The following is a 12,919-nucleotide window of genomic DNA, read 5'->3' as shown; positions in this document are numbered from 1 at the left end:
GGGATGCCCGCGCTTTGCTGCTATTACTTAGCTTTTTTCAGGTGCGACATCAAACGTTTACGTTTACGCATCTGATTTGGTGTCAAGGTATTACGCTTACCCGCAAATGGGTTCTCACCCTCTTTAAACTGAATGCGAATTGGCGTACCCATTACTTTCAGTGAACGACGGAAGTAATTCATCAGGTAGCGTTTATACGAGTCTGACAAATCAGTCACCTGATTACCGTGGATAACCACGATAGGCGGGTTATAACCACCGGCATGAGCATATTTCAGCTTAACACGACGGCCACGAACCAAAGGAGGCTGATGGTCTTCTTCTGCCATTTGCATAATACGAGTCAGTAAGGAAGTACCCACTCGCTTAGTAGAACAGTCATAAGCTTCCTGTATGGATTCAAACAGGTTACCGACGCCACTACCATGCAAGGCGGAAATGAAGTGAATACGGGCAAAATCAACAAAACCAAGGCGCAGGTCTAGCATATCTTTAACCTGTGCACGGGCTTCTTCGCTCATGCCATCCCATTTGTTAACCGCAATAACAAGTGAGCGCCCACTATTGAGGATGAAGCCTAATAGAGACAAATCTTGATCTGAAATACCATCACGGGCATCAATAACCAACAACACCACGTTGGAGTCTTCAATTGCCTGTAAGGTTTTAATCACCGAGAATTTTTCAACTGCTTCAGTTATTTTGCCGCGCTTACGCACACCCGCAGTATCAATCAGAATATATTCACGTTCATCGCGGGTCATCGGAATATAAATGCTGTCACGCGTAGTGCCCGGCATGTCATAAACCACCACACGATCTTCACCGAGGATACGGTTAGTTAGTGTGGACTTACCTACGTTAGGACGCCCGACGATAGCCAGCTTGATTGGGAGGCTCAGCGGATCAAAGTCATCCTCTTCATCTTCAGGAATGCTATCTTCGGTTTCTTCCTGTGCCGCCCAATAGGCCGCATTGGCTTCTTCTTCTGTCAGCTCTACTTCTGGCTCTTCGGCATCCATGTATGGAGCCATGACATCTTCAATCAGCTGAGTCACACCACGGCCATGGGAAGCCGCAATAGCATGAACTTCACCCAAGCCTAGTGAATAGAAATCGGCTGTAGCAGTATCTGGATCAATACCATCAGTCTTGTTGGCCACCAGAAAAGTGGCTTTCTCGCGGCTACGCAGATGTTGGGCAATGCCCTGATCCGCAGGCATCAGCCCAGCACGCGCATCCACCATAAACAGGACAATATCGGCCTCTTCAATCGCCAGTAACGATTGACCAGCCATTTTGGTTTCTACACCATCTTCTGTGCCATCAATACCTCCGGTATCGATAACAATAAACTCATGACCCTCGACCTCGGCACGACCATATTTACGGTCACGCGTTAGCCCGGGAAAATCCGCAACTAACGCATCTCGGGTATGCGTTAAGCGGTTAAATAGTGTGGATTTACCCACATTCGGGCGCCCGACCAGCGCGATGACAGGTATCATTGTTGAAGCCTCATTACTTAATTTTCAAATCATTACAGCGCTGTACCGAACCTTCAACAGCGCAGTTTTTAGAAGACAAACGGCCCCTGAACCTCAGGAGCCGCTTTAAACCCTTGTCTGTGAAATTGCAGCGGTATTAGTGGCCATTAACCTAAATCACTGACCGAGGGCAGGTCATCGGGATGATAAGCCTCATCAAAGACTCACCTTTCGGGCCAGTGCAAGCGCCGTTCAAATTGGTTTACAACCTATTTGTCATGCACTTACAGCCTTGCTGTAACTCCAACGACTTTACGTATTATTAGTCTATTAACGGGTGAACGCGTATACCGTGCCGCCTCTTGCCTGAACCAGTAGTTTATCGCTTGCAACCACTGGCGCACTCAGGAAACCGGAGCTATCGACGCTCTGCTGAGCAACAAAACGGCCATCATCGGTATTCACCCAGTGCAGATAACCTTCGGCATCACCTACAACCAGATAACCATTATACATCACTGGAGCAGTCAAGTTACGATGTAATAAATCGCTTTGACTCCAAAGAGTTATCCCACCGTCAGTCTTCAATGCGACAATTCGGTCATTTTGATCGACCAGATAAATGCGACCACCGTCGACAATGATGTCATTGACTGACCCCATTTCGCGTTTCCACAGAATCTGACCAGAGCGCAGATCCAATGCTGTCAGGTTGCCGTTGTATGCCAAGGCATAAACAACACCGTCAACAACCACTGGCGTGGTATCAACGTCATTCAGACGGTCAATTTCAGTAGTACCGGTCACTTGGGAAATACGTTGCTGCCAGATCAACTGGCCCTGCTCCATCATCACCGCACTGACACGGCCATTGTCGCCACCGACAATCGCAGCACCGAATGCGACCGCTGGAGCGGATTCGCCCCGCAGAGACAAGGCTGGTGTATCTAGATTCAATGTCCACTTGATAGCACCGTCTGATTCATTCAGCGCTTGCAGCATGCCATTTGAGGTGTGGATCAACACCACGCCATCACTGACCACTGGGCGTGATAATGCTTCACCCGCTACCACGGTTTGCCATGCAACCTGGCCATCGTCAGAATTCAGTGCATAAACAACTGCTTTCTCGCTGCCGACATACACATGTGAACCTGAAGCTGTTACGCCGCCAGATAACATTGCAGAACGGTTGCTAGAGAGGAAGTTAGTCTTCTCAGACAAATCGGTTTGCCATACTTGCTTACCCGTATCTGCGGCCATGGCTTTCACCAAACCTTTACGATCGGCGGCAAAGACCGTGGTTCCCTGCCAGGCTGGGCGCAGATGGGAGTAATAGTCACCCACTCCGCCACCGACAGAGGTGCTCCACACTTTAGTCGGTGTGAATTGATTTTCAACTTTTGGCAGTGGCGACATGGTAACCACATCTTCTTCACTGTTGAACAGTGAACAACCACTCAATAGGGCAACAGATACCAGTCCTACTAAGAGTGTTTTACGCAATTGCATGGGGATACCCCTTAGTTGGACAAGTTATTCAATTTCATGCGCAGCAAGGCTTGCAGCGCCTGAGAAGCATTTGATTCGACGCCTTTACTGTAAGCTGCCCGTGCACCTGCAGTGTCACCTTTGCTTAATAATGCATCGCCACGAACATCTTGAGCCATCGCAGTCCAACCATCACCTTGCACTGCATCCAGCGTTTTCAATGCTTCGTCTGGTTTTTTCAATTGCAGTTGCAAACGGGCAAGACGCAGATTAATCAGCGACAGTAGATTTTCATCTTTGGTCTGGCCTAACGCTTGGGTGAGTTGCTGTGCCGCTTTATCGAACTCGTTTTGCTCAACAAAATGATGAGCCAGTTCCAACCCGGCCAAGACGCCGTAGTTGTTATTATTGCCCTGAACAAATTTTTCAGCGAGAGCAACACCATCAGCGCTATTGGCTGACAAAGCATCACTGGCTTGCTGATAGGCAGAGGAGGCTTCCGTCATGGCACTATTCTGATGACTCTGCCAGTAACGCCAACCCACTAATGCACCAATCCCGAGCACCACACCCACGGCCAGCGCTTTACCATTTTCGCTAAAGAAACGGCGCACTGCATCAACCTGGTCATTTTCAGTGGTATAGACTTCCACGGTGTCTCTCTCCTTAACCCAACATCAAAGCCAGACGCGCAGCAACATCAGCTTGCGCCAGCGTTTCTTGTTCACCATTCCGCAAATCTTTTACTACCACCTTCTGTGCCGCGACTTCGCTTTCACCAAGCATTAAAGCAACACGAGCGCCCCACTTGTCAGCGCGCGTAAATTGCTTTTTAACATTACCGCCGCCGTAATTGGTCATTAACTTCAGCGTTGGCATGGCATCACGCAGATGCTCGGCCAGTAGCATGGCAGCACTTTGCGTATTCTCACCGGACGAGATGACATACACATCAACCGTCGCAGGTACCTGGAAGTCAGGGTTAACAGCCTGCACCAACAGAACCAGACGTTCAAGCCCCATGGCAAAACCAACCGCAGGGGTTGCGCGACCACCGAGCTGTTCAACCAAGCCGTCATAACGCCCGCCGGCACATACAGTACCTTGCGCGCCCAAACTGCTGGTAACCCACTCAAATACTGTGCGGTTGTAATAATCCAAGCCGCGAACTAAACGTTCATTAACGGTATATGGGATACCGGCCTTGTCTAAAAGTTCACACAAGCCCGCGAAATGCTGTTTTGACTCTTCATCCAGGTAATCAGATAGCTTAGGCGCATCATTAAGCAGCAACTGAACATCTGGATTCTTTGAATCCAGCACCCGCAATGGGTTGCTGTACATACGACGCTTACAATCTTCGTCCAGCACTTCAACATGCTGTTCCAGGAAAGTCACCAACGCTTCGCGGTAATCCGCGCGGGCGTCCAAAGATCCAATGGAATTCAGTTCAAGTTGCACATGCTCTGAAATACCCAAAGCACGCCACCAACGGGCACTCAGTAGAATCAATTCGGCATCAATATCCGGCCCTTGCAGACCGAAAACTTCCGCACCCAACTGATGAAACTGACGATAGCGGCCTTTCTGTGGGCGTTCATAGCGGAACATTGGGCCAACGTACCACAGACGCTGTTCCTGATTGTACAGCAGACCATGTTCGATACCCGCGCGCACGCACCCTGCGGTACCTTCCGGACGCAGTGTCAGACTTTCGCCATTGCGATCGTCAAAGGTATACATCTCTTTCTCAACCACATCGGTTACTTCACCGATAGCGCGCTTGAATAACGGGGTCTGCTCTACAATCGGCATGCGAATTTCGCTATAGCCGTAGCCTGCCAGCACTTGTTTCAAAATGCTTTCAATACGCTGCCATATTGCCGTATCGGCTGGCAGGTAGTCGTTCATACCACGAATGGCTTGAATGTTCTTTGCCACGTCTGTTCTCTGTAGTTTTATGCCCTATTGACTTGATATTGCAGCACAGTGCGCAACAACACCAATGACATTGGGTATAGTGCAAAAAATAAAGCCGATTATAGAGGTTTGCCGTCCACATATTCAATGGCGACAATGTATTACCTCTACAGGCGCAATATAAAGCGGGCCAAACCCGCTTTTTTCATTCTGGCCGACAAAATCACATCAGAAATGCTTATTTATCATCCAATTGATTGATAACTATTCGGTTTTTTTTATCAAGCATTGATGCTTTTGCACGAATTTTAGCTTCCAACTGGTCAATCATGGCTTTGTTATCAAAACGTTCTTTTTGACGAACACCGTCTTCGTAGAAACCACTCTGATTACGCGCGCCCGTTACACCAATGGTCGAAACCAGTGCTTCGCCCGGCCCGTTAACCACACAACCGATGATAGATACATCCATTGGCGTAATCAGATCTTCTAGCCGCTGCTCCAATGCGTTTACTGTGCCAATAACATCAAACTCTTGGCGAGAGCAAGTTGGACAAGCGATGAAATTAATCCCTCGAGAACGAATTCGCAGAGATTTAAGGATATCAAAACCGACTTTAACTTCTTCTACAGGATCCGCAGCCAGCGAGATACGCAAAGTGTCGCCAATACCTTCTGACAGCAATAAACCCAAACCAATAGCCGATTTGACTGACCCACTGCGCGCACCACCCGCTTCAGTGATCCCCAAATGCAAAGGGTTATTAATTTGTTTAGCTAACAAACGGTAGGAGTTTACAGCTAGGAAAACATCAGAGGCTTTAACACTGACTTTAAACTGATCGAAATTAAGTCGATCAAGGATATCGACATGACGCATCGCGGATTCAAGCAGGGCTTCCGGCGTAGGTTCGCCATATTTTTCCTGAATATCCTTTTCCAGCGATCCACCATTGATACCAATACGAATAGGAATATTATGGTCACGAGCACTAGCAACCACTTCACGGATACGGGATTCGTTACCAATGTTGCCAGGGTTAATTCGCAAGCAATCAACACCGTACTCCGCGACTTTCAAGGCAATTCGATAGTCAAAATGAATATCGGCAACCAGCGGAACATTCGACTGCTGTTTGATCAACTTAAATGCCTCAGCCGCATCCATGGTCGGTACTGAGACGCGCACGATATCCACACCAACACGTTCCAATGCCTTAATCTGGGCAACAGTCGCATCAACATCAGTGGTTTTGGTATTGGTCATCGATTGCACAGCAATCGGTGCGCCATCACCAATAGGCACTTTACCGACATAAATCCGAGTAGATTTACGTCGGATAATTGGGGATTCGTTATGCATTACACACTCTCCTTTACAGTCGTGTAGTTTTCGCAACCAAGCAGTCTTTCAAAACCACAATAATGGTAGTTTGTTCGAACCACTGAGTTGTTTGTCAAAAACACAATATTACTCTACACCGACAGTCAGGCGGGCTACGCGATTAGCCTTAATAAACTTACTCAGATCTACTGGATTCCCCTGATAGGTAATCGTTAATGCACTCGGTGCACCAATGGTTAACTTATAAGGAGATTTACCGGATAGATTGAGGGTCGCGCCCCCTTTTTGGATACCGCTAAATAACGTTTTTCCACTCGCATCAACGACCTGTAACCAACAATCAGCTGTAAAGTTCATGACTAATGAACCCACAGATGATGCAGCACCATTCACCCCAGCGTCTGCTGTAGGCAAAGGGGGTTGCGCGGTAGAAACCTCAGGCAAAGGTGCCTGACTCGGGGAAACAACCACAGACTCCGCTGAAGTTGTTCCTTGAGGGGCCGTGGTATCGACACGGTTATTTGCCGCATCCACCGGTGCTGCATTGCTCGTCGCAGATGCAGTCCCGTTTGCTGTTGGAGTAGAAGGCGGGTTATTCACGACCGGAGCCTGAGCATCCGTAGAGGCTCCAGAATCGCTATTATCATCAGCCAGCGGCACTGGTTGCCCGCCATTTTGCGACAGTTGGGCAGAAGATTGATCAGCCATAGTGACTATTTCTGCTTGCTGCGCCTGATGATTTTGCCACCACCATGCCCCTGTCAGACCGAGCACAACCAACACAATTAGCCAGGTGAAACTCATCAACCAGCCATCACGTTTTTTATGCTTTTTACCCAATGAGAAACTTTGCATTGGGGCAACTTTCGCCGCTCTGATTGGAGCCTGCTTTGCCAGCATGGGTAACAGTTCATCTTCAGGAAGGTGAACCAATTTAGCGTAAGAACGAATGTAACCACGATGGAATGTTGAGGCGAGATTAGCTTGTGCTTTATCCTCCTCAATATCACGGATTGTGGATACTTTCAGACACAGACGTTCGGCAACCATCTGCTGAGTGAGCCCGAGTGCTTCACGGGCTTGACGCAGGCGCACACCTGTCGTCTCTGGAACAGTTTGATCTTGGGAGGCTTCAGTATTCATTAGCTAGAAAATGCTGGTACTGTTTGGATTGTGGAAAACTTCGCGCAAGCTGCTTGCCATAGCGTTGTACGCTATCTTGACGGCCCGCTAGCGCGGCGAAACGAATTTGTAACCATAAACTTTCAGCACTGGCTGGAAGTACATGTTGATAAACATCCAGTAATAGTTGCGCCTGAGCGCGATTCCCTTCTCCAAAATGCCGTTGAGCTTCTGCAAGCAGTGGCTCACCTTTGTCCGGATCATACTTCAATGCCCGACTCAAGAGTACTCGAGCCTGATCATTTTGATTCGCCCGCAAAAAGCAATATCCAGCGTTTTCCAGACTATCTGCAACCTGACCGTAATCAGGCGACAGCACCGCTGCGCTAAACTGTTGTTGGGCCGGTACATACTGCCCTAAACTACACAGAAACGCACCGTAATTATTCATTACTGTGCCATTTCCAGGTGCCAGTTTCATTGCTTGTTGATAGCGCTGCTCTGCTGCAGCGTTTTCACCAATGCGTTGCTCATAAAAAGCCATGCCCAATTGAGCGCGATAATCCTGTGGGTCTGCCGCTACAGCCTTCTCAAGATTCTGGCGAGCAGCATTAAGATCACCTTGCGCCAGATATTCTAAACCCAGTTGTAAACGTGTCTGTCCTGCCGCGGGTTGGCTCACTTTTTCCGGCGATGAACCAGAGCAGCCAGCCAATACCGTTGCTATCAGGCAAACTCTCCACATTCTTGTCAGCTTCATGCTTTCTCAATTGTCCTTATGATGAAGATAAGTACCTAAATCAGGCACTCATGTTATTCCCATTACCGACTTTTGAATAACCCTTTTAGCATCGATTATCTAACAAATTATAAGTTTAATAACAATTAGTTATACGCAAACAGTTGGCAGTAAGAATCAGACTGTTTTAATAGCGATAGGTTCACCCGCCATTTTCTTTTTCAAAGTTCGCTTGGTACGGTCAATCACTTCACCGGCCAATTGACCACATGCTGCATCAATATCGTCACCACGAGTCTTACGAACTATGGTAGTAAAACCGTACTCCATCAATACTTTAGAGAAACGATCTACTCGGCTGTTTGAGCTACGGCCGTAAGGTGCTCCAGGGAACGGGTTCCATGGAATCAAGTTAATCTTACATGGCGTGTCTTTCAAACATTCAGCCAACTGATGAGCTTGTTCGGTGCTGTCATTGATGTGATCCAGCATAACGTATTCAACCGTAACACGCCCGCCATTGGCGTTAGATTTCGCCAAATAGCGACGAACCGCCGCCAGGAAGGTTTCAATATTGTATTTACGGTTAATAGGCACAATTTCATCGCGGATATCATCTGTCGGAGCATGCAACGAAATAGCCAGCGCAACGTCAATCATGTCACCCAGCTTATCCAGCGCTGGAACCACACCGGAAGTGGATAACGTCACGCGGCGTTTGGATAAACCAAAACCGAAATCGTCCATCATGATATCCATCGCGGGTACCACATTATTCAGGTTCAGCAGTGGTTCACCCATCCCCATCATCACCACGTTAGTAATTGGCCGGGTGCCGGTTGATTTTAATGACCCGATAATTTTCGCGGCTCGCCATACTTGGCCGATAATCTCAGAAACCCGGAGGTTACGGTTAAAACCTTGCTGAGCGGTTGAGCAGAATTTGCACTCCAATGCACAACCTACCTGAGATGAAACACACAATGTGGCGCGGTCACCTTCAGGGATATACACCGTCTCGACTTGCTGATCGCCAACTTTGATTGCCCATTTAATGGTGCCATCAATTGAGCGCTGTTCTTCCGCGACTTCAGGTGCACGGATTTCAGCAACTCGCTGTAGCTTGGCGCGCAACCCTTTATTAATGTCGGTCATTTGCTCGAAATCATCGTAGCAATAGTGATACATCCACTTCATAACCTGGTCTGCACGGAAAGGCTTCTCGCCCATCTCGGCAAAAAATTCGCGCATTTGCTGACGATTTAAATCAAGCAGATTGATTTTGCTACTGACGGGAGCGGTGGTTTCAACCGCGTTGTCAGACACAGGTGCAGCATCAATCGGCATTGATGCAGTTAATAATTGTTCAGACATGAGTTGTCGTGGCCTCGTTGTTACACTTTACGGCGCTGCGCTTTAAACCGGGTACGGCTTTCGAAACGGCGATGAATAAATAATAGAACGCCCCAGCAGAGATGTCTCCACCGGGGCGCGGCATTGTACGAATTTTAAAGCATGGATTCCATGATTGGAAAGGTGCCTGGTCAACTTTATTGTTTCAGTTGATTAAATAGCGACCATTCCCGCATTGAATCAATTAATTAGCTGCGTGGAAAAATTTCATCCGCGGCGAAGAAATAAGCAATTTCACGTTGAGCTGACTCAACAGCATCAGAACCGTGTACCGCATTTGCCGTAAAGCTATCGGCAAAGTCAGCACGCAGCGTACCCGCCAGGGCGTTATCTGGGTTGGTTGCGCCCATGATATCACGGTGACGTTGAACTGCATTTTCACCTTCCAGAACCTGAACCATAATGGGGCCAGAAGTCATAAATTCAACCAAACCATCGAAGAATGGGCGGCCTTTGTGTTCTGCGTAAAAACCTTCAGCTTGCTCTTTGGTCAGGTGCAACATTTTAGCAGCAATAATTTTGAAACCAGCACTTTCAAAACGCGCATAAATGGCACCGATGTCATTATTGGCAACAGCATTTGGTTTGATAATGGAGAAAGTACGTTCTAAAGCCATGATAACCTCTATTGGGTATATAATATTGACCGGACTCGGAACCCGCCCCAATAAGCATCATCAATGAGCGCTTTGGTTTGGCTGGCGGACGGTTCCTTATTACAAAATGATGCCGACCCTGTACAGTGGCCGCCGATTATATGTGGGTGTTTGGCGCTTGCATACGGGAATCACAACATTTCATTAAAAAATATTTATCTTAATTGCTTATTTTTATGCACAACTCACATTTCACATAAAAATCGGTTTGCAGCACTGAGATTGCCGCAAAATACATAACTATCAAGTTAAAACTCGTTGATAAATTTAAAACCCACTTTCTTTTTCACCACGGCGGATGGCTTACTAATCACATCTGATACCAAAGATCGTTTCCCTTTTTTACTCAGGTGGTCAGCCAGAGCTCTGATTGCCGCCGTCCCCGCACCTCGAATCCCTCCTTCCACCTCTGGGCGCAGGACGTAATCGGGGTTAGTCAATGAACCGGCAATCCCAGTATCTGATTCATTAATATCCATCGCCATCGTGATACTGACTATCTGCCCCGCAAGACGAACGACAATATAGATATAGTCGTCACTGCTGGTCCTTAACCAACTTTGAGCAACATCACTCACCAAACACGCAGCTTCGATAACACTATCATCGGTAGCAATCCTGGTTTCTGTTGTGGGTCTATCATCCATTACAGCCGTCGTTGGCTGATGACGACTTTCATTCGCCGCTGTTGCGGTTAAGGACTGAGCTTTGGCCTGGTAATATGTACGCCGCCATTCATTAATCACGGGCAAAATTGTTTGCCGTGCTGCCAATGTGTCGTCGGTCATTCCGCTAATCACTTCTGTCTCAAAATGTAATTCAGTATCTTCTATCCACTGCCCTTCACGACGAATACGCGGCACCGTCTCAATAAATTGGAAATTTTGTAGTGCTAGCTCATAGCGCCCCATGGGTAATTCTTGAGCAATGAGAGGCGAATACACTTCAGTATTATGGTCATGGTGCTGTAAATAATCGGCATAGCTTAGCTGTGCAAAATCAAATGCCGTCTTTATATTAATCAAATCACTATCATTTTCAGCCAAATGTTTCTGGACGTTGTCGACTAAACGTCTTTCGACTTCGCTATTTGAGGCCCCTTGTCCGGTATTTCCCTCCTTAAGAATATGTTCAATAACCCGACCAAAACTTTCAGCATTCCAATAGGTCACGCTGCCACCAAATAGCAAAGTGAAATCAGTCAAAATATTTAATGTCCACTCAACACAACCGGATTTCAGATCACGGCGATAACGCAGGTGAGGAAGTAGTTGTTCTTTCAGAGAAACATTACAGGCTAATGCCGTAGCTGGCATCGTTAATGCTTCCCCTCGCATATCCGTATTAATATGGGTTAATGCACCTTCAACTTTAGAAGAGAAATCTACCGCGGGTGCATCAAACTCAATAGAGTCATTAGCCTTTATTTTGGGGTAGGGTTTTGCCGATCCGGATATTTGCAATATTTTATCGTTATTATTATTAAAGAAATCATGAATGTTATTTACAAATCTATCTACCTGATTGCACTTTCCCTGAATCACATAGTTATAAATACTCATAATAGGCATAAGCCAGCAGGCCGTAGTTCCCATTACTCCCCGTTCTATTCGGGTAATTTTTTTCTCTGCCGTCAATACTATCTTATTAATAACCAGTAAATTATCTTTATTAAAATTATTTAATCTGAGATTTAAACTAATCAAACCAAAATCAAATAGAGAACCGACAATGGGTGATATGTATATCGGTGTAGTTAGTACAGACTCAATAAATTGAATTTCAGAATACCGACCATTAAATCGGAGTAGAAATGATAATGTATCACTCCTTTTATCCAACTCAAAAACAAAACTATTTTCCTTATGACTTTTATGGATAAACAATATCATCCGACCGACAACTTTAACGATTATATCATTAGAAAAATCAAGTGAATAATTATCATCCCCACTAAAGTTAAAACTAATTAAAGCTTCTTTGTATTTAATCCTATCGTCTAACCAGTAGGGCCCAAATCCATATCCTAATGGAATAGATAATATTCCTTTAACGACACAATATTGATCACAAATGAACTCTTCTTGTTGATGAACCTTAATACTGGTTATCTCCTTATTCATGCCAATTTTTTCTAATTCATCAATTGAGAAATAATTCATTAGAACAAAGTTCGTACCTGTATACTCATCATCTTTGTATATTGTTACTTGAGTATCATTTGGTATTGATATCGAACTAATCCTATCATTGAGGGGGTTAACAATATGATACTGCTGTTTGGCTAGGTTACTATCATTATAGAGGTCTATACTTTCATTGCCGGATAAACAAAATGAGTCACCAACAAATTGATCGAATTCATAAAAGCAAGCAGCCTCCCTAACTTTAAAAGAACTAATTTCATCATTTAAATTGGCCCATCGTAATAAAAGTAATGAGTCGACACTGTCTTTAAATGTGAGGGTTTGACCTGAAAAATAAACATCTTTAGAAACTGAGACTACCATGCCTCGAGGAATTTCAATTGATGATATGCTATCATTCCATTTAGTTGGAAGCACATCAATAGCATTACCTTCCGTCGTGCAAAGAGACTCTCCTTGATAGTTTTCATCTATAAAGAAACAGACTTTTGGCTGGCTAGCATTGACATCAAAACTGAATATTAAAAATAAGAGCATCAGTGTTAAAAAACACTTTAATTTTATCATACCACCTCCAATTCTATGCTTCCCTCTATTAG

General features: G+C 45.9%; 10 protein-coding genes. All 10 read right to left on the bottom strand.

Going from position 1 to position 12,919, the window contains the following annotated elements; genetic code table 11:
- Positions 1-23: 23 nt before the first annotated feature.
- The gene (der, locus tag DJ58_RS17525) at positions 24-1,508 is read right to left on the bottom strand and encodes a ribosome biogenesis GTPase Der (RefSeq protein WP_004707875.1); all 1,485 of its coding nucleotides are present in this window, start codon (positions 1,506-1,508) and stop codon (positions 24-26) included.
- 309 nt (positions 1,509-1,817) lie between these two features.
- Positions 1,818-2,999 carry an outer membrane protein assembly factor BamB gene (gene bamB, locus DJ58_RS17530; protein ID WP_004707876.1) on the bottom strand — a complete coding sequence of 394 codons (1,182 nt, stop codon included), beginning with the start codon at positions 2,997-2,999 and terminating at the stop codon, positions 1,818-1,820.
- 11 nt (positions 3,000-3,010) lie between these two features.
- Positions 3,011-3,631, bottom strand: coding sequence for a YfgM family protein (locus DJ58_RS17535; protein ID WP_004707878.1), 621 nt, complete (start codon positions 3,629-3,631; stop codon positions 3,011-3,013).
- Between the two features lie 13 nt (positions 3,632-3,644).
- Positions 3,645-4,919, bottom strand: coding sequence for a histidine--tRNA ligase (gene hisS, locus DJ58_RS17540; RefSeq protein WP_004707880.1), 1,275 nt, complete (start codon positions 4,917-4,919; stop codon positions 3,645-3,647).
- 217 nt (positions 4,920-5,136) lie between these two features.
- Positions 5,137-6,261, bottom strand: a complete 1,125-nt coding sequence (ispG, locus tag DJ58_RS17545) for a flavodoxin-dependent (E)-4-hydroxy-3-methylbut-2-enyl-diphosphate synthase (RefSeq protein ID WP_004707882.1) — start codon at positions 6,259-6,261, stop codon at positions 5,137-5,139.
- Between the two features lie 108 nt (positions 6,262-6,369).
- Positions 6,370-7,386 carry a cytoskeleton protein RodZ gene (rodZ, locus tag DJ58_RS17550; protein WP_032910722.1) on the bottom strand — a complete coding sequence of 339 codons (1,017 nt, stop codon included), beginning with the start codon at positions 7,384-7,386 and terminating at the stop codon, positions 6,370-6,372.
- Complete coding sequence (pilW, locus tag DJ58_RS17555; RefSeq protein ID WP_032910723.1) at positions 7,376-8,125, bottom strand: type IV pilus biogenesis/stability protein PilW; 750 nt, start codon at positions 8,123-8,125, stop codon at positions 7,376-7,378. The genes rodZ and pilW overlap by 11 nt, the downstream gene beginning before the upstream one ends.
- A 156-nt stretch (positions 8,126-8,281) precedes the next feature.
- The gene (rlmN, locus tag DJ58_RS17560; protein ID WP_226977664.1) at positions 8,282-9,451 is read right to left on the bottom strand and encodes a dual-specificity RNA methyltransferase RlmN; all 1,170 of its coding nucleotides are present in this window, start codon (positions 9,449-9,451) and stop codon (positions 8,282-8,284) included.
- Between the two features lie 254 nt (positions 9,452-9,705).
- The gene (gene ndk, locus DJ58_RS17565) at positions 9,706-10,134 is read right to left on the bottom strand and encodes a nucleoside-diphosphate kinase (RefSeq protein ID WP_004707890.1); all 429 of its coding nucleotides are present in this window, start codon (positions 10,132-10,134) and stop codon (positions 9,706-9,708) included.
- A 287-nt stretch (positions 10,135-10,421) separates the two neighbouring features.
- The gene (locus tag DJ58_RS17570) at positions 10,422-12,887 is read right to left on the bottom strand and encodes an exotoxin (RefSeq protein WP_032910724.1); all 2,466 of its coding nucleotides are present in this window, start codon (positions 12,885-12,887) and stop codon (positions 10,422-10,424) included.
- Positions 12,888-12,919: the final 32 nt, after the last annotated feature.

The sequence above is a fragment of the Yersinia frederiksenii ATCC 33641 genome, assembly GCF_000754805.1.
Taxonomy (GTDB): Bacteria; Pseudomonadota; Gammaproteobacteria; order Enterobacterales; family Enterobacteriaceae; genus Yersinia; species Yersinia frederiksenii.
This window is presented reverse-complemented; position numbering and strand designations above follow the sequence as displayed.